Origin of the sequence: Amycolatopsis acididurans, assembly GCF_012328925.1 — a bacterium.
GTDB classification, from domain to species: Bacteria; Actinomycetota; Actinomycetes; order Mycobacteriales; family Pseudonocardiaceae; genus Amycolatopsis_E; species Amycolatopsis_E acididurans.
Genome location: NZ_JAAXLS010000001.1, coordinates 142140 through 164012, shown reverse-complemented (window position 1 = coordinate 164012; position 21873 = coordinate 142140). Strand labels below are relative to the sequence as shown.

At 70.3% G+C, this 21873-nt stretch carries 26 protein-coding genes; 13 read left to right on the top strand and 13 right to left on the bottom strand.

The window, feature by feature from the left end; genetic code table 11:
• Positions 1-17: 17 nt before the first annotated feature.
• Positions 18-1535: a PAS domain-containing sensor histidine kinase gene (locus HFP15_RS00815; protein ID WP_168510305.1), complete on the top strand. Its 1518-nt coding sequence runs from the start codon at positions 18-20 to the stop codon at positions 1533-1535.
• Positions 1532-2191, top strand: coding sequence for a response regulator (locus tag HFP15_RS00810; RefSeq protein ID WP_168510303.1), 660 nt, complete (start codon positions 1532-1534; stop codon positions 2189-2191). Before HFP15_RS00815 ends, HFP15_RS00810 begins: the two co-directional genes overlap by 4 nt.
• 3 nt (positions 2192-2194) lie before the next feature.
• On the opposite strand, the gene HFP15_RS00805 is transcribed toward HFP15_RS00810, so the two are convergent.
• From HFP15_RS00805 to HFP15_RS00775, 7 genes are read right to left on the bottom strand one after another with little or no spacing between them, the layout of a single operon-like run.
• Positions 2195-2470, bottom strand: a complete 276-nt coding sequence (locus tag HFP15_RS00805) for a muconolactone Delta-isomerase family protein (protein WP_168510301.1) — start codon at positions 2468-2470, stop codon at positions 2195-2197.
• A gap of 12 nt (positions 2471-2482) precedes the next feature.
• On the bottom strand, positions 2483-3181 hold the full coding sequence (locus HFP15_RS00800) for an alpha/beta fold hydrolase (RefSeq protein ID WP_168510299.1): 699 nt from the start codon (positions 3179-3181) through the stop codon (positions 2483-2485).
• On the bottom strand, positions 3181-4029 hold the full coding sequence (locus HFP15_RS00795) for a class III extradiol dioxygenase subunit beta (RefSeq protein ID WP_168510297.1): 849 nt from the start codon (positions 4027-4029) through the stop codon (positions 3181-3183). Before HFP15_RS00795 ends, HFP15_RS00800 begins: the two co-directional genes overlap by 1 nt.
• The gene (locus tag HFP15_RS00790) at positions 4022-4363 is read right to left on the bottom strand and encodes a protocatechuate 3,4-dioxygenase (protein ID WP_168510295.1); all 342 of its coding nucleotides are present in this window, start codon (positions 4361-4363) and stop codon (positions 4022-4024) included. Before HFP15_RS00790 ends, HFP15_RS00795 begins: the two co-directional genes overlap by 8 nt.
• A 2-nt stretch (positions 4364-4365) precedes the next feature.
• Complete coding sequence (purU, locus tag HFP15_RS00785) at positions 4366-5238, bottom strand: formyltetrahydrofolate deformylase (RefSeq protein WP_168510293.1); 873 nt, start codon at positions 5236-5238, stop codon at positions 4366-4368.
• Positions 5235-6107, bottom strand: coding sequence for a methylenetetrahydrofolate reductase (locus tag HFP15_RS00780; protein WP_168510291.1), 873 nt, complete (start codon positions 6105-6107; stop codon positions 5235-5237). The genes purU and HFP15_RS00780 overlap by 4 nt, the downstream gene beginning before the upstream one ends.
• Complete coding sequence (locus HFP15_RS00775; protein ID WP_168510289.1) at positions 6104-7462, bottom strand: aminomethyl transferase family protein; 1359 nt, start codon at positions 7460-7462, stop codon at positions 6104-6106. Before HFP15_RS00775 ends, HFP15_RS00780 begins: the two co-directional genes overlap by 4 nt.
• A 158-nt stretch (positions 7463-7620) precedes the next feature.
• On the opposite strand from HFP15_RS00775, the gene HFP15_RS00770 reads away from it, so the two are divergent.
• From HFP15_RS00770 to ligM, 3 genes are read left to right on the top strand one after another with little or no spacing between them, the layout of a single operon-like run.
• The gene (locus HFP15_RS00770; RefSeq protein ID WP_168510198.1) at positions 7621-8343 is read left to right on the top strand and encodes a PIG-L deacetylase family protein; all 723 of its coding nucleotides are present in this window, start codon (positions 7621-7623) and stop codon (positions 8341-8343) included.
• The gene (locus tag HFP15_RS00765) at positions 8340-9044 is read left to right on the top strand and encodes a 4-carboxy-4-hydroxy-2-oxoadipate aldolase/oxaloacetate decarboxylase (protein WP_168510287.1); all 705 of its coding nucleotides are present in this window, start codon (positions 8340-8342) and stop codon (positions 9042-9044) included. The genes HFP15_RS00770 and HFP15_RS00765 overlap by 4 nt, the downstream gene beginning before the upstream one ends.
• 3 nt (positions 9045-9047) lie before the next feature.
• Positions 9048-10448: a vanillate/3-O-methylgallate O-demethylase gene (gene ligM, locus HFP15_RS00760; RefSeq protein ID WP_168510285.1), complete on the top strand. Its 1401-nt coding sequence runs from the start codon at positions 9048-9050 to the stop codon at positions 10446-10448.
• Here the strand turns inward: ligM and HFP15_RS00755 are convergent.
• Both HFP15_RS00755 and HFP15_RS42090 read right to left on the bottom strand, forming a co-directional pair.
• Positions 10441-11181, bottom strand: a complete 741-nt coding sequence (locus HFP15_RS00755; protein WP_168510283.1) for an SDR family oxidoreductase — start codon at positions 11179-11181, stop codon at positions 10441-10443. The genes ligM and HFP15_RS00755 overlap by 8 nt on opposite strands.
• A gap of 20 nt (positions 11182-11201) precedes the next feature.
• The gene (locus HFP15_RS42090; RefSeq protein WP_210716586.1) at positions 11202-11456 is read right to left on the bottom strand and encodes a hypothetical protein; all 255 of its coding nucleotides are present in this window, start codon (positions 11454-11456) and stop codon (positions 11202-11204) included.
• A gap of 190 nt (positions 11457-11646) precedes the next feature.
• Here HFP15_RS42090 and HFP15_RS00745 point away from each other — a divergent pair, with 190 nt between their 5' ends.
• On the top strand, positions 11647-12027 hold the full coding sequence (locus HFP15_RS00745) for a hypothetical protein (RefSeq protein ID WP_168510281.1): 381 nt from the start codon (positions 11647-11649) through the stop codon (positions 12025-12027).
• A gap of 4 nt (positions 12028-12031) precedes the next feature.
• Here HFP15_RS00745 and HFP15_RS42435 read toward each other — a convergent pair whose 3' ends face one another.
• Positions 12032-12406: an LLM class flavin-dependent oxidoreductase gene (locus HFP15_RS42435; RefSeq protein ID WP_246271245.1), complete on the bottom strand. Its 375-nt coding sequence runs from the start codon at positions 12404-12406 to the stop codon at positions 12032-12034.
• A gap of 3 nt (positions 12407-12409) precedes the next feature.
• On the opposite strand from HFP15_RS42435, the gene HFP15_RS00735 reads away from it, so the two are divergent.
• Entirely contained in the window at positions 12410-12916 is a 507-nt protein-coding gene (locus HFP15_RS00735; RefSeq protein WP_246271244.1) for a hypothetical protein, read from the top strand.
• On the opposite strand, the gene HFP15_RS00730 is transcribed toward HFP15_RS00735, so the two are convergent.
• Positions 12850-13842 carry an SDR family oxidoreductase gene (locus HFP15_RS00730; protein ID WP_168510279.1) on the bottom strand — a complete coding sequence of 331 codons (993 nt, stop codon included), beginning with the start codon at positions 13840-13842 and terminating at the stop codon, positions 12850-12852. The genes HFP15_RS00735 and HFP15_RS00730 overlap by 67 nt on opposite strands.
• 105 nt (positions 13843-13947) lie before the next feature.
• Between HFP15_RS00730 and HFP15_RS00725 the strand changes: the two genes are divergently transcribed.
• Positions 13948-14616, top strand: coding sequence for a TetR/AcrR family transcriptional regulator (locus tag HFP15_RS00725; RefSeq protein WP_168510277.1), 669 nt, complete (start codon positions 13948-13950; stop codon positions 14614-14616).
• Positions 14617-14629: 13 nt separating this feature from the next.
• On the opposite strand, the gene HFP15_RS00720 is transcribed toward HFP15_RS00725, so the two are convergent.
• Both HFP15_RS00720 and HFP15_RS00715 read right to left on the bottom strand, forming a co-directional pair.
• Complete coding sequence (locus HFP15_RS00720; RefSeq protein WP_168510275.1) at positions 14630-15433, bottom strand: ABC transporter permease; 804 nt, start codon at positions 15431-15433, stop codon at positions 14630-14632.
• Positions 15430-16401: an ATP-binding cassette domain-containing protein gene (locus HFP15_RS00715; protein ID WP_168510273.1), complete on the bottom strand. Its 972-nt coding sequence runs from the start codon at positions 16399-16401 to the stop codon at positions 15430-15432. The genes HFP15_RS00720 and HFP15_RS00715 overlap by 4 nt, the downstream gene beginning before the upstream one ends.
• A gap of 179 nt (positions 16402-16580) precedes the next feature.
• Between HFP15_RS00715 and HFP15_RS00710 the strand changes: the two genes are divergently transcribed.
• The 5 genes from HFP15_RS00710 to HFP15_RS00690 all read left to right on the top strand — a co-directional run bounded on the left by HFP15_RS00710 (position 16581) and on the right by HFP15_RS00690 (position 21827).
• The gene (locus tag HFP15_RS00710) at positions 16581-16961 is read left to right on the top strand and encodes a hypothetical protein (RefSeq protein ID WP_168510271.1); all 381 of its coding nucleotides are present in this window, start codon (positions 16581-16583) and stop codon (positions 16959-16961) included.
• A gap of 23 nt (positions 16962-16984) precedes the next feature.
• Positions 16985-18154, top strand: a complete 1170-nt coding sequence (locus tag HFP15_RS00705; RefSeq protein ID WP_168510269.1) for a sensor histidine kinase — start codon at positions 16985-16987, stop codon at positions 18152-18154.
• Positions 18151-18783 (top strand): response regulator, encoded by a 633-nt coding sequence (locus HFP15_RS00700; protein WP_168510267.1) that lies wholly within the window; start codon positions 18151-18153, stop codon positions 18781-18783. The genes HFP15_RS00705 and HFP15_RS00700 overlap by 4 nt, the downstream gene beginning before the upstream one ends.
• Before the next feature lie 73 nt (positions 18784-18856).
• Complete coding sequence (locus HFP15_RS00695; RefSeq protein WP_168510265.1) at positions 18857-20218, top strand: M14 family zinc carboxypeptidase; 1362 nt, start codon at positions 18857-18859, stop codon at positions 20216-20218.
• Entirely contained in the window at positions 20211-21827 is a 1617-nt protein-coding gene (locus HFP15_RS00690; RefSeq protein WP_168510263.1) for an amidohydrolase, read from the top strand. The genes HFP15_RS00695 and HFP15_RS00690 overlap by 8 nt, the downstream gene beginning before the upstream one ends.
• Positions 21828-21873: the final 46 nt, after the last annotated feature.

The window sequence follows — 21873 nt, the reverse complement described above, 5'->3', positions numbered from 1 at the left end:
CGCCGAGGAGGTTCACCATGGTCGCGCCCCTGTCGCCGGCGGTGGACTGGGCACGGCTCGCCCTCGACGCGCCCGACGGGCTCGCGCTGGTGGACTCGGCCGGCCGCTTCGTCCAGGTCAACCAGGCCGCGGCGCGGCTGTGCGGGCGGACCGAAGCCGATCTGGCCGGGATGCGCTCACCGTTCGCGCTGGCGCAGGCCGGCGGCGCCGAGCCGGCCGGGCTGCTCGACGACGGCAGCACCGAGCAGGTCACCACGTGGTCGCCCGCGCCGGGTCTGCGGCGCGAGTTCGCCTACCGGGAGCAGCGGGTCGCCGGTGAGCCGGAGCTGACGATGATCGCGTTCCGCGACGTCACCGACGAACGGCACCGGCAGCGCCGGGTCGCGGCGATCGCGCGCACGGCGGCGAAACTGGCCACCGAGGGCTCCCTGATCGACACGCTGGACGCGCTGGCCGCCGAGGTGGTCAAGGCCGACGCGCTGGCCGGTGCGCAGATTCTGACACTGGAGGAGGCCAGCCACGATCTGCGGGTCATGGGCACCGCGGGTTTCGCCCACCGCACGGACTTCTTCGACCGGCTGATGCAGGTCGAGCGCCGCGGCGGCACACTGCGGATGCGGGAGGCGTTGCGCGACGCCCGACCCGTGGTGGTGCCCAACCGGTGGACGTCCATTCGCGACGATCCCGCGTGGCAGCCGCTGCGGGACTACCACGCGCGGCCGGAGTGGGATTCCTTCGCCAGCGTGCCGCTGATGATCCGCGGCCGCGCCGCCGGGGTGCTCAACGCGTTCTTCACGCCGGCCCAGGCCGTCGGGCAGCGGACGCTGGAGTTCCTGATCGCGATGGCCGAGCAGGCCGCGATCGCCATCGACTACCGGGCCTTGCTGCAGCGGGAACGGGACGTGGCGCGGCGCGAGGAACGGCAACGGCTGGCGCGCGATCTGCACGATTCGATCGTGCAGCAGGTGTTCTCGATCAGCATGCAGGCCAAGTCGATGGAGGTGCTGGGCAGTCGCGGTGAGCTGATCCCGGCCGAGCCGGCGCGCCGGATCGCCGACGAGGTAGGGCTGCTGTCCCGCACGGTGCTGACGGATCTGCGGGCGATGGTGCACGAGCTGCGGCCGTCCTCGGCGGCCGGGCAGGGCGGGCTGGAAGAGGCGCTGCGCGCGCTGGTGGACAGCACCACCAACCGCACCGGACTGCGGTTCTCGCTCGCGCTCGGGCAGGCGCCCGCGCGGATCCAGGGCGAGCTGGCCGAGGACGTGTACCGGATCCTCGCCGAGGCGATCCACAACGTGGTCAAGCACGCCGGGGCGGGCCGGGTGAACGTCCGGTTCTCCTTGCGTGGCAAGCAATTGCGCGCGACCGTGACCGACGACGGGCGCGGGATCGGCGCGACGGGGCCGGGTTCGGGCTACGGGTTGAAGACGATGCGGGAAAGGGCGCAGCGATGGGGTGGAACGGTGACGGCGGGGCCACGACGGGGATCAGGGACCATCGTCCGGCTCGCCATCCCGCTGGCGGAGCGGTCATGACGCGTCCCGTCCGGGTGCTGATCGTCGACGACCACGCCGTGGTGCGCCGGGGAATCCGCGCGTACCTGGAGGTGCTGGACGGGATGGAGGTCGTCGCGGAGGCGGCCGACGGCGAGGAGGCGCTGGACACGCTCGCCACGATGGCGGCGCACCGCGATCTGCCCGACGTGGTGCTGCTGGATCTGGTGATGCCGCGGATGGACGGCGTGCGCGCGACGACGAGGATCACCGGCCAGTACCCCGGCGTGCGGGTGGTGGTGCTGACGAGTTTCGGGGAGATGGAGCGGGTGCACGCGGTGCTGGCCGGTGGCGCGGCGGGCTACCTGCTCAAAAGCGCCGGTCCCGCCGAGGTTTCCGCCGCGATCGAGGCCGCCGCACGCGGCGAGGTGTTCCTCGACCCGGCGATCGCGCGGCGGCTGACCCAGGAGATGGTCTCGCCGCCCACCGGGCTCGGGGCGCTGACCGAACGTGAGCGGGACGTGCTGAGCCTGGTGGCGCGCGGGCACTCCAACCGCGAGATCGCCGACGAGCTGGTGATCAGCGAACGGACCGCGCGCACCCACGTCAGCAACGTGCTGCGCAAGCTGCAGCTCAGCTCCCGCACCCAGGCGGCGCTGGTCGCGGTGGCCGAGGGCCTGGTGCCACCGCAGCCCTGAGCGTCACTGCTCCTGCGGATGGGTGGCCAGCGCCTCCACGGAGATGTCCATCCACTTCCACATCGGCAGCGAGACCAGCGCGTCGTGCAGCGCGGCCGGGTCCTGAGCCTCGTACAGCCCGATCGTGGCGTTGCGGCCCGGCACCCGCCACAGTCGCTTGAGGACACCCGCCTCGCGCAGTTGCGTCGCGCGCGCCCGTTCGGCCTTACGCAACTGCTCGCGGGTCTCGTCGGGGGTGTCGGGCGGCAGCAGGTTCTCGGTGCGCACCAGGAATTCCATGGTTTCTCCGGGTCAGCGGGTCAGCAGCAGGTCGGCGAGTTCCTTGGGCGCGGTGACCATGGCCTCGTGCCCGGTGGCGATCGTGTGCACGGGCCAGCCGCGGGCGGCGGCTCGTTCGGCGTGGGCCTGGAACACCCGCATCCAGTCGGTGCATTCCACAAAGGTCGCCGCGACGCCGTCCGCGGCGCCGGTGAGCCGCAGCGGTTCGGTGTAGGTCAGCCACGGGTGCGGGGTCAGCCGTGCCATGAGCCAGTCCAGATCGGACTGTTCGGTGACGCCGAGCACCTGGAGCGAGCGCACCGGGATCAGCCAGCCGAACCCGGGTCCCGCGACGGATTCGCGGTAGTGGCCGGCGACCTTGCCCGGCAGCAGGTCGATCGCGGCCTCGCCGTGCTCGCCGACGAACGCGTCCAGGTACACGCGCCGGGCGAGCCGCTCCGGCACCCGGTCGGCGACGCCGGTGACGACCTGCCCGGCGTAGCTGTGCCCGGCCAGCACCACGTCGTGGGCGTCGTAGGCCTCCAGCAGTGCCACGACGTCCTCGACGTGGGTGCCCAGCCCCACCGACGGCGACAGCAGATGCGCGCGGTCGCTGACGCCGGTGAGGGTGGGCGTGTGCACCTCGTGCCCGGCCTCGCGCAGCAGGGGCGCGACGCGCTGCCACGCCCAGCCGCCGTGCCAGGCTCCGTGCAGCAGAACGAAAGTACTCATCACTCTCCCAGATCTTCGAACAGGGCCGCCCCGGCGGCGGTGTTGGAGGCGGGCACGTGGTAGGTCTCGTGCACGCGGGCGATCTTGTCGCTGAGCGCGCCCCGCATGACCAGCCACATGATGAGCTCGATGCCCTCGGTGCCGGCCTGGCGGATGTAGTCCTCCCGCGAGAGCGCGGCGAGCTTCTCCGGCTCGGTTTCGATGGCACGCAGGAACATCCGGTCGAACTCGCTGTTGATCAGCCCCGCCCGCGCCCCGGCGAGCTGGTGTGACATGCCCCCGGTGCCGAACACGGCGACGTCCAGCTCACGGGGGAACGAACGGATCGCGCGGCCGAGCGCCTTGCCCAGCGCGTAGCACCGGGCCGCGGTCGGCTGCGGGTACTGGATCACGTTGACCAGCAACGGAACCACCGCGCACGGCCACGCGTCGCCGGGATCGGGGCAGTACACCGACAGCGGCACGGTCAGCCCGTGGTCGACGTCGAGCCGGTTGAACGTGGCGATGTCGAACTCGTCGTCCATCAGCTCGCGCACGAGGTGCTCGGACAGCTCCGGCGCGCCGATCACCGGCGGCACCGGGCGGCGGCCCCAGCCCTCGTCCGCGACCTCGTAGAAGTCGGCGGTGCCGAGGCCGAAGGCAGGCACCAGATCGAGGCCGACGGCGTTGGCGTGGTCGTTGTAGATCACGATCGCGACGTCCGGCCGGCGCGCCGCCATCCACTTCCGCGCCGGCTCATAGCCGTCGAACAGGGGTTTCCAGTACTCGTCGGAAGTCTTGTGGTTGTCCATCGCCGCGCCGATCGACGGGACGTGCGAGGTCGCCAGACCCCAGATGACCCTAGCCAAATCTCCGCCCTCCCGCGTGCATGGCCGCGACGAACTCTTCGGTCGACATGCCGGTGAACACGCCACCGAGGTCCTGCATCGACGTGCCGTCGAGCATGGCCAGTTTGTAGGTGTAGAAAATGGACGCGCCCAGCTCCTGCATGCCCGTCCAGTCGCGCTCCAGCACGGCTTTCTTCTGTTCCGGCGAGAGCCGGTAGGCGTCGCAGTAGGCGGACTCGTCCTCGCTGAAGCGCCGCCGGTTTCCGGCGTCCTTCAGCGAGCCGCACAGCCGGTTGATGGCATAGCCGCGCCGATTCTGGGTCAGGTCGAGGACGTAGTCGTCGCGTGCTTTCATCGCTAGAACACCACCGTCGAGTTGCCGTCGCGGATGACGCGGTCGTCGCAGTGCCAGGACACCGCGCGGGAGAGCACGAGCCGTTCCACGTCCGCGCCGCGGCGTTGCAGGTCGCGCACGGATTCGCGGTGGGACACGCGGATGACGTCCTGCTCGATGATCGGTCCCTCGTCCAGGTCCTCGGTCACGTAGTGCGCGGTGGCGCCGACGAGTTTCACGCCGCGTTCCTTGGCCCGCTGGTACGGTCCGGCGCCCATGAAGGCGGGCAGGAACGAGTGGTGGATGTTGATCACCGGCACGCCCAGTTCCTCCAGGAAGCCGCCGGAGAGGATCTGCATGTAGCGGGCCAGCACGAGCAGGTCCACGTTGCCCTTGAGCAGGTTGAGCTGTTCCTTCTCGGCGGCGGCCTTGCTGTCCTTGTCCACCGGCACGTGGAAGAACGGGATGTCGAACTGGCGCACCTCCTCGCCGAGGTCGGGGTGGTTGGACACGACCATCGGCACCGTCATGTGCAGTTCGCCGCGCCGCTGCCGCCACAGCAGGTCGAGCAGGCAGTGGTCTGCTTTGGACACGAACATGGCGACCCGCTTGCGCCGCTTGGCTTCCACGAGCCGGAAATCCAGGCCGAGCCTGTCGGCGAGCCGTTGTTCGAGCACGTCGTTGAGCCGCCCGATCCGTGCCGGGAGATCGTCGAGGTGGAAGACGGTGCGTTGGAAGAACCGGCCACCGGAGGGGTCGCTGGAGGACTGGTCGAGCGAGACGATGTTGGCGCCGAACTCGGTGAGCACGCCGGAGACGTTCGCCACGATGCCGGGCCGGTCCTCGCCGCGCACGATGAGGCGGCCGTAGTCGGTCATGCGCTCGGGACCGGTCATCGTTCGTCCTTTTCAGACACCAGGGCGAGCATGTCCTGGCGCCATCGTTCGGTGCCGCGGAGTTCGTTGAAGGTGAAGATGTGCAGCCCGGCGACAGCCTGGGGCGCCTTCGCGCCGAGCCGTTCGGCCAGTTTCGTGGGCCGGTATCCGCCGGGCAGCAGGAACCGCCAGAGCAGGTTCTGTTGTTTGCGCAGGAACCGCGCGGACTGGCCGAGCCCGATCCCGGCCGAGATGCGCATCAGTTTCTGCCGGTTGACCGGCCCCGGCATCCCGATCCGGATCGGCAGGTCGATACCCGCCGAGGCGATTCCGGCGGCCCAGCGTGCGGTGGTGGTGGCGTCGAAGCAGATCTGCGTGATGACGTGGGTGGCCAGCGGGGCCTTCTGTTTCAGCGCGAGGTCGAGGGCGTCCTGCGGGATCTTCGGGTGTCCCTCGGGATATCCGCCGATGCCGACGTCGTCGAACTGGTGCCCGGTCGCGGCGATCGCCTGCAGCAGCGAGAAGGCGTCCGGGTAGGGGCCTGCGGGTTCGGGCGCGTCGCCGCCGATGACGAACACCGACCGCACTCCCCCGTCTCGCAGGCGCGCGATCACGTCGCGCACGTGCGCCTCACCGGTGAACAGGCGAGCGGGCAGGTGCGGGGCGACCCGGTAGCCGTGGCCCAGCAGGCGTTCGGTGAGGTTCAGGGTGGTGTCGATGCCCTTGGCCTCGGTGACCGTGACCGTCAGCGGGACCGTGGTCGGCACGTGGGCGAGCACGTCGCGTTCGGTGTTCTTGAACGGCATGACCTCGTAGCTCATGTCGTGCACGAGGCCGGCCAGCCTGCTGCGCCGGCGGCCGTGGCCGGCGACCTCCTGCTGGATGGTCATGGGGTCTCGTTCCTGCGGTAGGAGCTGCGGATTTCCCGGACGTAGGGCGCCGGCGCGACCCGGGCGCGGATCTCGGCCTGCCGGTGCCGCTCGACCGCGGGTTTGGCGGAGTTGGGTTCCTCGCCCCACAGCACCGTCACCTCGGTGCCCGGGCCGGCCGCACCGGTGTCCACTGTGGCCAGTGAGACGAAGGCGTGCTCGTTGGCGAGATAACCAGGGTCGAGTGACATACCGACGACCTCCCCGCCGCGTAGCACCTTGTCCGCCTGGAACAACGCGTATCGCGCCTTGGGCATCTCGATGTACTTCGCCGGAATGCCCGGTTCGTACAGGGACCGGTTGACGGCGGCGACGTCGTCGGGATGCCACACCAGCGTGACTTTCTTGCGCCGTGGTTCCATCCGTTCGAGCGCCTCGCGGCCGAGGAAGTCGTGGTCGAACCGGACGGTGCGGCCGTAGCCGAGGTCGTAGGGGGTGACGTAGTAGTCGGTGATGTCGAGTGAGTCCATGCTGCCGCCGAGTGAACCGAGCGCGTCCGCGGCGAGCCATTCGCGGTAGCCCTTCTGCTCCGGGCCGAAGATCGCGGGGACGGCGGTGGGAATCCAGCCGGATTCCAGGTTGGCCGTCGAGTACGCCTTGGCGCCGGCACGAACGAGACCGAACTCCTCACCGGCCGCGAGCAGCGCGGCGAGCACATCCTCGCCTTCGGCCCAGGGCCCGAACAGTTCGAAGCCGGGCCGTCCCGCCATTCCGTGGCGCAGCGCGCGGACACGGTGCCCGGCGATGCTGAACTCGGTCATGGTGAAGAACCCGACGCCGGGTAGCGCGGCGCCGGTGACCTTTTCGACCAGCGGCAGCGCGGTCGGGCCCTGCAGTTCGTAGCGGTAGAGCTTCGGCGGACCGGCGGGGCGGTCGTAGGAGTTCTCGTCGCGTTCCAGCTCGACCCGGTAGCCCCCGTTGGCGGCGTGGTACTGCAGCCAGTTGGCGACGGTGGGATGTCCGACCAGGTCGAAGAGTCCGTCCTCGAGGTGGAACAGGATCGCGTCGCCGATGAGGAACCCGTCGTCGTTGACCGCGACGTACTGTTTCGCCTTGCCCGGCACGAAGTTCGCGAACGTGTTGACCCCGAAGTCGGACAGCAGCCGCAGCGCGTCCCTGCCGCGCAGGTACAGGTCGGTCATGTGGTGCGACTGGTCGAGCAGGGCACAGGTGGTGCGCCACGCGTTCTGCTCGCTGCGCCAGTTGGTGAACTCCGGGGCGGCCGGGAAGGTGTGCGGGCGCACGGGCGAGTCGCGGAGCAGTGTGACGGGCGATCCCGCACGGGCGATGGCCGCTTCGAGGCTCTCAGATCCCATGCCCTCAGTAGAGCCGAGCGGAGATCAGGTTTCGTCAGGCATCGAGGCGGTTTTACCCGCGACGAATGACGTAGCGCAGACCGGTCGCGAGGACCTGACGCGGCGGGTGCCCGCGCTCCTAGTGTCGCTCGTGAAGCCGGAACGGACGAGGGAGTTGTGTGATGTCGTTGTTGGTGGTGTCGGCGCATGCGGGGGATTTCGTGTGGCGTGCGGCGGGAGCGATCGCGTTGGCCACCGCCCGCGGTGAGCCCGCCACGGTGGTGTGCCTGACCTACGGCGAACGCGGCGAATCCGCCAAAGCCTGGCGCGAGGGCCACACCCTCGATGAGATCAAAACCCTGCGCCGCACCGAAGCCAGCAACGCCGCCCACGTCCTGGGCGCCGACATCGAATTCCTCGACGCCGGCGACTACCCCCTGCTCGAAACCCCCGAACTCGTCGACCGCATCGTGCACATCTACCGGCGCCTCAACCCCACCATCGTGCTCACCCACCCGCTGACCGACCCCTACAACAACGACCACCCCGCCGCCGCCCGCATGGCCCTACAAGCCCGCATCCTCGCCCAAGCCCCCGGCTACAACGCCCCCGGCCAACCACTCGGCGCGCCCCCGGTGTTCTTCTTCGAACCCCACCAACCCGAACAATGCGACTTCACACCCAACCTGCTCCTCGACATCACCAACGTCTTCGACACCAAACACCAAGCCATGCACTGCCTACCCGCCCAACAACACATGTGGCACTACTACACCGACCTCGCCACCCGCCGCGGCACCCAACTCACCCGCAACGCCGGCCCCAACCTCGCCCTACCCCACACCACCAAAGCCGAGGCCTACATGCGGCTCTACCCCCAAGTCACCGGAGAACTCGCATGACACCCCTCATCATCACCAACCCACCCCGCGCCAACCTCGCCACCGTCACCGCCCTCACCGACTACGGCGTCGCCACCGTCCACGAAGCCCTCGGCCGCACCGGCTACCTCGGCCCCCACCTACGCCCCCTCTACCCCGGACCCCCCATCGCCGGCACCGCCATCACCGTCCTGTGCTGGCCCGGCGACAACCTCATGATCCACGCCGCCATCGAACACACCCAACCCGGCGACATCCTCGTCGTCACCACCACCTCCCCCAACACCGACGGCGCCTTCGGCGAACTCCTCGCCACCACCCTCCAACACCGCGGCGTCCGCGGACTCATCACCACCACCGGCATCCGCGACACCACCCAACTCCACACCATGAACTTCCCCGTCTGGTCCCCCACCATCAGCGCCCAAGGCACCGTCAAAAACACCCCCGGCTCCGTCAACACCCCCATCACCATCGCCGGACAACACATCCACCCCGGCGACGCCATCCTCGCCGACAACGACGGCGCCATGGTCATCCCCCGCCACCACACCCACACCGCCCTCACCACCGCCCAAACACGCGCCCACAAAGAACAAGCCACCCGCCAAGCCTTCCGCAACGGCACACTCGGACTCGACCACTACAACCTCCGCCCCAAACTCACACAACTCGGCATCCAATACCTCACCGCCGAGGAATACGCACGACAGGACGGGTAAGTCATGACCGCGAAGAATCTGCAGGAAGTCCTCGACCAGTCGCGCAGCACGGTCGAGCTGCTCCGCAACTCCCAGCTGGGGGCCTACATCTACCCGGTCGTCCCGTCGGAGTTCACCAACTGGCGCCGCGAGGTCATCGCGTGGCGCGAGACCGCGGTGCTGTTCGACCAGACGCATCACATGGTGAACCTGTGGGTCTCCGGTCCGGACGCGTTGAAACTGTTGTCGGACAACGGAATAAACAGCATGGCGAGGTTCCCGGTGGACTCGGCCAAGCAGTTCGTACCGGTCTCGCCCGAAGGCGGGGTGATCGGCGACGGCATCCTGTTCCGGCTCGGCGAGGAGGAGTTCGTCTTCGTCGGGCGTGCCCCGGTCGCGAACTGGCTGACCTACCACGGCGGCAAGGGCTACAACGTCGACATCCGGATGGACCAGCGCTCGCCCTCACGCCCGTATGGCAAACCCGTGACGCGTGATGTGTGGCGTTTCCAGATCCAGGGGCCGAACGCGTGGCCGGTCATCGAGAAGGTCCACGGTGGACCGGTCGAGCAGGTCAGGTTCTTCCGCATGGGCCACCTGAACGTGGCCGGCGAGAAGGTCCGGACGTTGCGGCACGGCATGGCGGGCGCGCCGGGCCTGGAAATCTGGGGCCCCTACGAAACCTACGACAAGGTCCGCGACGCGATCCTCGAAGCGGGCCAGGAGTTCGGGCTCGAACCTGCCGGGGCGCGGGCGTACTCGTGCAACACACTCGAATCGGGTTGGATCCCCTCCCCGCTGCCCGCGGTGTACACGAGCGAGGAACTGCGGCCGTATCGCGAATGGCTTCCGGCGCAGGGCTACGAGGCGACCAACGCGCTCGCCGGATCCTTCGTCTCCGACCGGATCGAGGACTACTACCTCAACCCGTGGGAGCTGGGCTACGGCTCGTTCGTCCGGTTCGACCACGACTTCATCGGACGCGACGCGCTGGCCGCGATCGAGCCGGAAGCGCAGCGGCGCAAGGTGACACTGGCGTGGAATGCCGAAGACGTCGGGAAACTGCTCGCCTCGCCGGTCGATCCGAAGGGCCCCGGCTACCAGTTCTTCGATCTGCCCAACGCCAACTACGGATCGTCCAATTTCGACTCCGTCGTCGACGCCGACGGCGCACTGGTCGGGCTGTCGCTGTTCACCGGCTACAGCGCGAACGAGCGCACGGCGTTGTCACTGGCCACAGTGGACCCGGACGTCCCGCTGGGCGCCGAGGTGCGCGTCGTGTGGGGCGAACCGGACGGCGGTACCCGCAAGACGACGGTACAGCCGCACGAGCAGTTCCCGGTGCGCGCGATCGTGAGCCCGGCGCCGTACTCGGCGGTGGTCCGCGAGAACTACCACCAGGGCTGGCGCAGCGCCGTCAGGTGAGCCGCCGCACGACGCCGATCGGCAGCAGCTTCATCGCGAACCCGATCGGCACCCACGGCCACGCCGGGACGTAGGCCTTGGTGCGGCGCTTTTCGATCGCCCGCACCATGGCCCGCACCCCGGTCTTGGTGTCCACCATGAACAACGTCTTCTGCTGGACGTGCTCGTTCATCTCCGAACGGATGTAGCCCGGGTAGATGACCGAGATGTCCAGTCCCGTGATGCGCTCCGAGCGCAGTCCCTCGGCGATCGAGGCCAGGCCGGCCTTGGTCGCCGCGTAGGTGGTCATCGATTTGCGCATCCCGCGCAGCGCCGACATCGACGAGATCAGCACGAGGTGCCCGCGGCCCTGGCGGCGGAAGATCTCCAGCGCCGCCTCGGTCTGCGCGAGCGCGCCCACGAAGTTCGTCATCGCCGTGGCGCGGTTCGCGTCCGGCCTGCCCGTGCCCAGCGGGGCACCCTTGCCGAGGCCGGCGTTGACGATGATCCGGTCGATCGTGCCGAACTTGTCCGCGAACTCACCGAAAACCCTGGGCACGGCGTCGAAGTCGGTGACGTCCAGCGCCGCGATCTCGACGCGGCGGCCGGTCGCGCGGAGCTCGCCGGCGAGTTTCTCCAGCCGTTCGACGCGCCGTGCGCACAGGGCGAGGTCATAGCCCAGCGCCCCGAACTGCCGGGCCATTTCCTCGCCGAGGCCCGAACTCGCGCCGGTGATCAGTACGACTCCGCTCATCGGTCCTCCATGTTTTTCCGTCACGGCTTGAGCACCAGCCGGACCGGGTCGGCCTCCTCTATGGACAGCCGCGTCACCGCCTTCGGTGCCCCGGCCAGTGGCGGCACGTCGCTGACCGAGCGCGAAAACCACGCCTGCTCGAAGGGCAGCTCGTCCGGTATCGGCACCAGGGTGTCCACGGTGGCCAGCGTGTACTCGGCCCAGCCGCCGTCGCAGTCCACGCCGCGCGTGGGTACGGCCCCGCCGCCGAACCGGCCCGCGAGCGTCTGGTCCACTCTCGCACCTCCCTACCGCGAGTAAGTTACTACCCGGTGTGGCGCGCGAGACACCCCGGCCGGGAAACATCACCGCGGGAGCGCTGTTGATCAGGATGGGTTCCGGAGCTCAAGCCGGACCCAGAGCCGCCCAGGCACGAAGACGCGTCCTGCCCGACTCTTCCGCGTAGTAGTGGAGGTGTTTTTCACGATGTCGTCGAGCACTCGTTTCGGAATCGACGTGGTGGGCCTGCTGGCGGGCGGCTTCCTGGCCGTCGCCGCGGTGGCCTTCCCGGCCACGGCCGCGAGCTGGACGGGTTTCGGGGTGTTCACCGGACTCGCCGTCCTCGGCGCGCTCGGTGCCGCACTCGGCACCCGGATCTCGGCGAGGATCGCGCACGGTGTGCTCGGTCTCGCCGGGTTGTGGTCGCTGATCGCGGCGCTGGTGTTCACCAGCCCCGCGCTGCTGTTCGCCGACGCCCTGGCCGTCGTGCTGGTCGCGCTGGCCGACCTGACCGTGCACGAGCTGAGCACCGAGCGGGTCGTGCACCAGCTGGAGGTCCGCACCACCGAACCGGCCGCCCTCGCCTGAGGATTCACACCGGAAACGGCCCCGCACGCACGGGGCCGTTTCCGGTGTGCGGCACTTCGGACATCAGGACCGACGCGTCGATCGTGAACGACCGGTCGTAGATCAGCGGGGTGATCCCGCCAGGAACCCCGGTCATTCCGGGGTGGTACCGGTACCAGCGGCACCGCCGCGGCGAGGCGGCGCCGACGGCGTGCGCCGCGAACGTGATCGCGGACGGGCAGGTGCCATAGGACATGACGTGGTGCTCGGCCATCCACGCATCGTCGCACCCGGCGGCCTCCGCGCCCATCACCGCGTCCCGCGCGCGCCGCAGCGCCGTCCCCTCGTCCTGGCCCGGCGGTCGCGGCCGGTTCACCTGGCGCGAAACGGGTAGCCGCACGGCATGATGAGGTCGATCCTGCGCGGGGCGGCGGCCGGTGCGGCCGGGGCCACGGCACTCAACGCCGTCACGTATCTCGACATGGCGTTGCGGGGCCGCCCGGCGAGCAATACCCCGGAGCAGACGGTGGAGCTCCTCTCGGAGAAGACCGGCGCGAGGGTGCCCGGCAACGCGAAGACGAGGCCGAACCGGGTGTCGGGCCTGGGGGCGTTGCTCGGGCTGCTGACCGGAACCACCGTCGGCGCCGGCTACGGGGCAGCACACGCACTGGGCTGGCGGCCTTCGGTGCTCACGGGCGGGCTCGCGGCGAGCGGGGCGGCGATGGCAGGCTCGAGCGCCCCGATGACGACACTGGGCATCACCGATCCGCGGAAGTGGAGCTTCGCGGACTGGGCGTCGGACGTGGTGCCACACCTGGCTTACGGCCTGGTCACCGCGGCGACCTACGGTACGGGCTCGGAGCCTCCCGTTCGTCGGGCCCGTACTTGGCTGCGCGCAGCCGGGAAGTGAAAGCCGGTCAGTTCCTCGGAGATCCGCCAGATCCTGCGGGCGTTCTCGGCGCTGCGCAGGGTTGAATACAGCTTCTGTTCGGCGGGCGGGCCGGAGAGGTGACGGAAGCCGCTGGGCCCGTAGAGACGACCGCCTCCGGCGCCGGGTGACGTCGCCGCGTAGAGCGCGGGCAGCAACGCCGACTCCACCTTCCCGAACAGGATTCCGCGCGCGGACAGCGCACGGATGACCCGCACCAGCGCGGTGTCGCGGCCGCGGCCGACCTCCGGGCGCGCGGCAAGAAGGTTCGTGGGCGTCACCCCGGGATGGGAGAGGTTGCTGGTGATGCCCCAGCCGCCGTCGCGGCTGCGCCGTTCGAGTTCGAGACCGAACAGCCCGAACGCGATCTTCGACTGGCTGTAGGCGCCGTTGCCGTTGTACCTGCGCTCCCACTGGAGATCGTCCCAGTTGATGGAACGCTGGTCGGCGGCGATGCTGATCTGCGAGGTGACGCGGGCCTTCCCCGCGCGCAGCAGCGGAAGCAGCCGGGCCACCAAGGCGAAATGCCCGAGGTGGTTGGTGCCGAACTGCAGCTCGAAACCGTCCTTTGTGGTCTGCCGGTCCGGCGGCGTCATCACCCCGGCGTTGTTGACCAGGATGTGGATGGGCCGTCCCTCCTCGGTGAGCTGGCCCGCGAAGCCGGCGACGGACGCCAGAGAGGACAGATCCAGATCGCGCAGCGACAGTTTCGCGTCGGGGTACCGGCGGTGGATCTTCGCGATCGCGGCCTCGCCCTTGCGCGGGTTGCGCACCGGCATGACGACCTCGGCGCCCGCGGCCGCGAGCCGGGTGGCCAGGCCGAGGCCGACGCCGTCACTCGCGCCGGTGACCACCGCGAGCTTGCCGCTGAGATCGGGAACCGTGATGTCCGGGGTGATGCGTGCCATTGTTCTTCCTCCCGCCGCCTGACACTTGTCAGATTAGGCGTATTCTGACAGGTGTCAAATACGCGCGGGCGGGGCGAGGGCGCAGTCGTCGAGGAGAATGAGCGCATGGCGGTGCACGAGCCGGCGACCGGCGCGGCGCGAGGACCGGGGCGCCCCGGGGCGGGCGCCCCTCCGGTGCCCGCCGAGGCCGAGATCCTCCGGCGGGGCATGGAGGCCTTCGCCGAACTCGGCTACGACCGGACCTCGGCCAGAGAGCTCGCGAGACGGCTGGGCGTCAGCCACAACTTCATCAACGACCGCTACGGGTCCAAGGCCAGCTTCTGGCGGGCCGTGGTGGACGCGGCGCTGGAGGGCGACCAGCGGGAGCGGGAGGAACTGCTCGACGCCGACGTGGACGACGCCGAGCGGGTACGGTCGGTGATCGTCCACTTCTATCAGGCCGCCGTCGAGGCACCGCTGCTCGGCCGCTTGCTGGCCGACGAGTTCAGCCGCGAGTCCGAACGATTGGACTACTTGTACGACAACTACGTGGCGCCGACGCTGGACCCGCTGGTTCCGGCGGTCGAGCGGCTGATGGCGGCGGGCCGCATGCCCACCGTGCCCATGGATGTGCTGTTCTTCGCCGTGATCAGCCCGGTCGCCGGCCTGGTCCAGCTGCCACTCGCGCACCGGCTCGGCCGGGCCCGGCCCGTCACCCGGGAAACCCAGGAACGCACCGCGCGAGAGCTGGCGGACCTGATCGCGGACGGCTTGCTCGGGCGGGCTCCGCGCTGAGCGCGCGTCGCCCCTACTTGCTCGCCACCTTCCGGTATCGCGCCGTCGCCAGCGGGGCGAAGATCGCGATGATCACGACGCAGCACACGACCGAGTACAGCGCCGCGTGCTGGGCGGGCCAGCCCACCGGTGCGGCGCCGAAGTGGTTGCCGAACAGATTGCGCGTGGCGTTGATGACCGCGGTGAACGGGTTCCACTCGGCGATCACCCGCAGAATCCCGGGCAGTTTGTCCAGCGGGACAAACGCCGAGGAGATGAAGCTCAGCGGGAACATCCAGATCAGCCCGGCACTCTGCGCGACCTCCACGCTCCGCGCCACCAGCCCGATCAGCGCGCCGACCCACGACAGCGCCCACGCGAACATCAGCATCACCAGATAGCCGAGCACCGCGTCGCCGAAACCGCCGTGGATCCGCCAGCCCACGATCAGCCCGCACAGCGACATCACCAGCAGCGCCACCACGCTGACCACGAGATCCGACATGGTCCGCCCCAGCACCACCGCCAGCCGTGACATCGGCAGCGAGCGGAACCGGTCGATGATGCCCTTCTGCAGATCGTTCGCGAACCCGATCACGGTGAACGCCGAGTTGAACGCCACCGTCTGCGCGAAGATCCCGGCGATCAGGAACTCCCGGTACGCCGCACCACCGGCCGCGCCGCCGATGGCGTCACCGAAGACGTACGCGAACAACAGCACGAACATGATCGGCTGCAGCGTCGCCGCCATCAGCCAGTCCGGATTGCGCCGGATGTTCATCAGGTTCCGCCAGGTGATCACGCCACCGTCGGAAATACCCTTCGCGAGCGCGCTCATTTCGCCACCTCCGCACGGTCCTGCGCGCCGTGCCCGGTCAGCGACAGGAACACGTCGTCCAGCGTGGGCCGGTGCAACCCCACGTCCTGCACCGTGACGTTCAGCGCGTCGAGCCTGCGCAACGCCTCGATCAGCGCCTTCGGCCCCGTGTCGACGAGGATCTCGATCTTGCGGGTGTGCTCGTCGGCGACCGGCTCGCCGGAGCCGACCTCCCGCAGCACCTGCCCAGCCACCGGCAGGTCCGCGGCCGAGGCCAGCACCAGCTCCAGCCGCTCTCCCCCGGTCTGCGCCTTCAGCTCGTCGGCCGTGCCGCGCGCGATCACCTTGCCCTTGTCGATCACCACGATGGCGTCGGCGAGCTGGTCGGCCTCCTCCAGGTACTGCGTCGTGAGCAGCACCGTGGTGCCGTCGGCGACGAGTTCCTTGATCACGTCCCAGGTGTCGAGGCGGCCCGCCGGGTCCAGGCCCGTGGTCGGCTCGTCCAGGATTACCACGCTGGGCTCGCCGACCAGCGCCCCGGCCAGGTCCAGCCGCCTGCGCATCCCACCCGAATAGCCTTTCGCGGGCCGGTCGGCCGCCTCCTCCAGCCGGAACCGGCTCAGCAGCTCACGCGCCCGCGCCTTGGCCGCCGCCCGTTTCCTGCCGTAGAGCCTGCCCACCATGTACAGGTTCTCGAAACCGGTGAGGTTCTCGTCGACCGCCGCGTACTGACCGGACAGCCCGATCGCGCGCCGCACCGGATCGGGCTCGGTGAGCACGTCGTGCCCGGCGACCGACGCCTGCCCCGCATCGGGCCGCAGCAGGGTGGTCAGGATGCGCACGGTGGTGGTCTTGCCGGCACCGTTCGGGCCGAGCAGGCCCATCACCTGCCCGACCGGGATGTCGAGATCGACCCCGTCGAGCGCGCGGGTCGACCCGTAGGTCTTGACCAGGCCACGCGCTCGCACCGCTACGTCTGATTCAGGCATAACCGACATACCCCCTGTCTGCTGTGCACCCAACATAGGCCCTGCCCCCGACAAAAGTCCTCCGGTTTCTCCCGGAGCCGAACCCTGAGAATCAACCGATCGGTGGAGCACGGAATCATCCCCGCGGCCGGCGGATCGACCGATACCGGCGCGCCGATATCCCGGCGAAGCTCTGTGACATGAACAAAAACCTCACCGCCGCCCCGCCGTTGCGCACGGTGCGCCTGCTCGCGGTCGGCTATCTCGCGCTCAGCGTGCTCACCCTCGTGGCCGCCGCACTGCTGCACGGCGACCCGGCTCTGGTCACCGACGCGGTGTGGATCCGCGGACTGTTCGTACTGCTCAACGCCGCGCTGATCTTCCTGTTCACGGTGCGCGCCGCGAATGGCTCACGCCCGGCTCTGCGGCGGCTGCGGATCATCTCCGCCGTGATGCTCGCCGCGGCGGTGGTGATCATCGCGCTGCCCGGCACGTTCCCGGTCTGGCTGCGGATCGAACAGGCCGTCTGCGGGGTGCTGCTCGCGGCCGTGGTGGTGCTGGTGAACCGGCGACGCGACTAGATTGGCTGCCGGGGAGGGCGCCGATGAGCCGAGATGGTGTGTCTTCGCCGGTGGTCACGGTCGTGCCGTACGTGCTGCTGGCGGTGCTCGTGCTCGTCACGGTGCCGATCGGGCCGGACCCCGTCGTGTTCTGGCTGTGTGGCGCGGCCGCCGCGTGGATGCTGGGGGTGTTCACGCTGCGGCCGGGATGGCGCACGCGGCCGGTGGTGATGGCGGTGTTCTTCACGGTGCTGCTCGCGATCACGGCGGTGCTCGTCGTGCGGGCGCCGTGGTTCGGTTTCTTCACTCCCGCCGCCTACTTCTACGCGTTCCGGGTCCTGCGCTGGCCGTGGCGGCTGGCCGGGGTCGGCGCGGTCGCGGTCGTGGCGGGCACGGCGCAGGCGTACGGACTGGACAAGACCACCGCCGCCGGGCTGGTGGGGTATCTGGCGATCCTGGTGGTGAACGTGGTGCCGATGTGCGGGTTCGCGTGGTTCGCCTGGCGGGACGGGCAGCAGGACGAGCAGCGCAGGCAGGCGCTGGCCGACGTGCGCGAGGCCAACCGCAGGCTGGAGGCGATGTTCGACGAGAACGTCCGGCTCGCCCGCGAGGCCGGGGTGCTCGACGAACGGCAGCGGATGGCCCGCGAAATCCACGACACGCTGGCGCAGGGACTGACCGGGATCGTCACGCAGTTGCAGGCCGCCGAGCACGATCCGGTGGGGTGGCGCCGTCACGTCGGCGCCGCGACCGCGCTGGCGCGGGAAAGCCTGTCCGAGGCGCGGCGGTCGGTACGCGCACTGCGGCCGGAACCGCTGGAGGCCGCGCGGCTGAGCGAGGCCCTGGCCGGAGTCGCCGCGAAATGGTCCGCGCGCAACGGGCTGACGGTGGAGGTCACCACGACCGGCACCGCCTGCCCGTTGCCCGCCGAGGCCGAGATCGCGCTGCTGCGCACGGCGCAGGAGGCGCTGGCCAACGTGGCCAGGCACGCGAACGCGAACCGCGTCGGCCTCACACTGTCCTATCTGGACGGTGAGGTCGCGCTCGACGTCCGCGACGACGGCCGGGGGTTCGATCCCGGTGGCTCGTCGGACGGGTTCGGTCTCGTCGCGATGCGGCAGCGCGTGGAAAGCCTGTCCGGCACGCTGCGCGTCGAGTCCGGACCGGGATGCGGTACGGGGATCTCGGCCCGTGTGCCGGCGGTGCGGTCATGATCGGGCTGCTGGTCGTCGACGACCATCCCGTGGTGCGGGACGGGCTGTGCAGCATGTTCGCCCGCGAGCCGGGGTTCGGCGTGCTCGGCGAGGCCGCCGACGGCGCCGAGGCGGTGCGGCTGGCCGCGACGCTGCGGCCCGACGTGATCCTGATGGACCTGCGAATGCCCGGCATGGACGGCGTCGCCGCGATCAGCGAACTCGCGCGCCAGGGCAGCACCGCGCGGGTGCTGGTGCTGACCACCTACGACACCGACAGCCACGTGCTGCCCGCGATCGAGGCCGGCGCGACCGGATATCTGCTCAAGGACGCGCCGCGCGCCGAACTGCTGCGCGCGGTCACCGCCGCGGCGCGGGGCGAGGCCGTGCTCGCCCCGTCGGTGGCCGCCGCGCTGATGAACCGGGTGCGCACCCCCGAAGCCGGGCCGCTGAGCCGCCGGGAGCTGGAGGTACTGGAACTCGTCGCGGCGGGCAACACCAACCGCGACGCCGCCGCGAAGCTGTTCATCACCGAGGCCACCGTCAAAACCCATCTGCTCAACATCTACGGCAAACTCGGAGTCGGCGACCGCGCCGCCGCGGTCGCCGAGGCCTTCCGCCGGGGACTCCTGGCGCCGGGGTCGCGCTGACGGGCACCGGGAAGGAGCGCATCGAGCGGCGACGAACGGTGCGCGCCCCCGCGAAGAACCTGAAAGGAACGTGGTGTTCGAACGCATCATGGCGCTCGCCGGGTCGATCCCGCCCGTCGAGCGCTTCGCCGGCGTGGACGAGTTGCTCGCCCAGGCCGGGCAGATCGCGCGGCAGTACCCGGAGCTGACGCGCTGGCACCGGATCGGTTCGTCGAAGCTGGGCGAGCCATTGTGGTCACTGACGATCTCCGGCGGCCCGCGCCGGATCCTCGTGGTCGCCGCGGTGCACCCCAACGAACCGGTCGGCGGGCTCACCTCGATCCGGCTCGCGCGGACCCTCACCGAAAACGACGCGCTGCGCGAGGAACTCGGCTGTACCTGGCACATCATCCCGTGCATCGACCCGGACGGCACGCGGCTCAACGAAGGCTGGTTCACTCCCCCGCTCACGCTGGGCTCCTACGGCCGCTCGTTCTACCGGCCCGCGCCCGGCGAGCAGGTGGAGTGGAGTTTCCCCTTCGCCTACAAGGAAAACTTCTTCGACCGGGTGATGCCGGAGACGATCGCGCTCATGCGGGTGATCGACGAGACGAAACCGGCGCTGCTGTGCTCACTGCACAACGGCGAGTACGGCGGCGTCTACTACTACCTCAGCGACACCACCGACGCGCTCAACGAACAGCTCGCCGCGATCCCGGTGCGGCTCGGGCTGCCGCTGCACACCGGTGAGCCGGAGGCGGCGTTCATCGAGCAGATCGCGCCCGCGATCTTCCGCGGTTTCACCGCCGAGCAGGAATGCGACTTCATGGAGGAGCTCGGCCTGGACGCCGGACGGCGGAAGGCGGGCACCTCCAGCGGCGCCTACGCCGCCAGGTACGGCACGCGGTATCTGGCGGCGGAGGTGCCGTACTGGGCCAGCCCCGACGCCGACGACCACACCCCGCTGGCGATGTCCTATCCCGAGTTGCTCGCCGAGCGGGGCGAACGATTCGAGGAGACCGCGCGCACGCTCACCGGGCTGCTGGAATCGGTGCGGCCGGATCTGTCGGTGCGCTCGCCGTACCTGCGCGCGAGCGAGGCGTTCATCCCGTTCCTGTGGGACGCCGCCGAATCCTCGCGGACGCTGGCGGGCAGGCAGGACAACGACCGGCCCGCTGTCGTCGCGGAGCGGTTCCACGCGATCGGCAGCGTGCTGTCCGGGCGGGTCCGGTTCGGCGGCATGCTGCTCAACGTGCTCGGCGGCGAGCTCGCGATCGGCAACGGCACGCCCGCGATCCGGGCGGCGCACCAGCGGCTGTCGGAGGTGTTCGAGGGCTGGATCGCCGAGGATCCCCAGCAGCGGCAGGAAATCCCGCTGGCGAAACTGGTCGGCGTGCAGCTCGGCGCGATACTGGCCACGACCGTCGCGCTCGCGGGAGGACGCGCGGATGCTTGATCTGCTGCTCGAGGACGCGACCGTGCACACCATGTCCCCGCGCCGGCCGCGCGCGAGCCGGATCGGCATCTGGCACGGCCGCATCGTGGGTGTGGACGAACAGCTGGACGGGCTGCCCGCGGCGCGGACCGTGCGGCTGGGCGGCGCCGTGGTGCTGCCCGGATTCGTCGACGCGCACACGCACATGGTGTGGTCGGGCATGGCGCAGGGCGGCACCGACCTGACCGGCATCGTGGAGCGGGCCGGGATGCTCGCCGCGCTCGAAAAGGCGTGCCGCGCGGCGGCACCCGGTGACTGGGTCGAGGTCACCGGCTACGACCAGCGCGCCATCGGCGGTCACCTCACGCGCGCCGAGCTGGACGCCGTGTCGGCGGGGCGGCGGCTGTGGCTCAAGCACACGTCGGGGCACGCCGGGGTGGTCAACAGCGCGGTGCTCGACCTGGTGCCCGCCGCGGAACTGGCCGCGCTCGGCGACGAGGTCGGCAGGGACGACGGCGAACCCAACGGCCTGATGCTGGAGAACGCGCAGACCGCGGTGCGCGCGGCGCGGCTGCCCTACCGCAACGCCGAACTGGTCGACGCGATCGAACGCGCCGGACGCACGTGCCTGTCGCAGGGCATCACGATGTGCGCGGAAGCCGGGATCGGCGGCGGGCTCATCGCGACGCCGCCGGTCGAGGTCTCGGCCTACCAGTCGGCGCGGGACCAGGGCAGGCTGCCCGTGCGGATGCGGCTGATGGTCGCCGCGGACGCGCTGCGAAAGCTCGCGGCGCATCCCGAGGACGGCATCCGGCGCGGGATGGATCTGGGGCTGCGCACCGGCTTCGGGGACGAATGGCTCGGTGTCGGAGCGCTGAAACTGTGGCTCGACGGCGGCATCCAGGCCCGCACGGCGGCGCTGTCCGCGCCTTATGAAGGCAGCGATTCTTCCGGGCTGCTGCAGGACGATCCGGCCGCGCTGCGGCGAGTGATCCTCGACGGGCACGCGGCGGGCTGGCAGCTGGCGGTGCACGCGATCGGTGACCGTGCGCTGGACGTGGCGCTGGACGCGCTGGAGGAGGCGCAGCGGGCGGTGCCCAGGCCCGATCCCCGGCACCGGATCGAGCACTGCGGGATGGTGCGGCCGGACCAGCTCGCCCGGCTCGCGGCGGTCGGCGCGACCGCGGTGATCCAGCCGGAGTTCCTGTGGGTCAACGGGGACGACTACTCCGACGTGCTCGGCCCGGACCGCGCGGGCTGGCTGTACCGGGGCCGCGCGCTGCTCGACGCGGGTATCCCGCTGGCGTCGAGTTCGGACCGGCCGGTGGTGGACGGCGCCCCGCTGCGCGCGGTGCGGTTCATGGTGCAGCGGCGCGCGGCGACCGGGAGGCACGTCGGGCCGGGCGAGGAGCTGACCGTGGCCGAGGCGTTGCGGGCGGCGACGCTCGGCGCCGCGACGGCCTGCCTGATGGAGGACGTGGCGGGCAGTGTCGAACGCGGGAAACTCGCCGATCTCGTCGTGCTGGGCGCGGATCCCTATCGCGTCGGGGTGGCGGAGCTGGCCGATATCGAGGTGCTGGCGACCATGGTCGGCGCAGCGGTGCGGTACGGCGAGCTGCCGGGGTCCTGACCGTTAAGCTGGCGCCAAAGGCCACGGGGCGAGAGGCGGGGAAAGA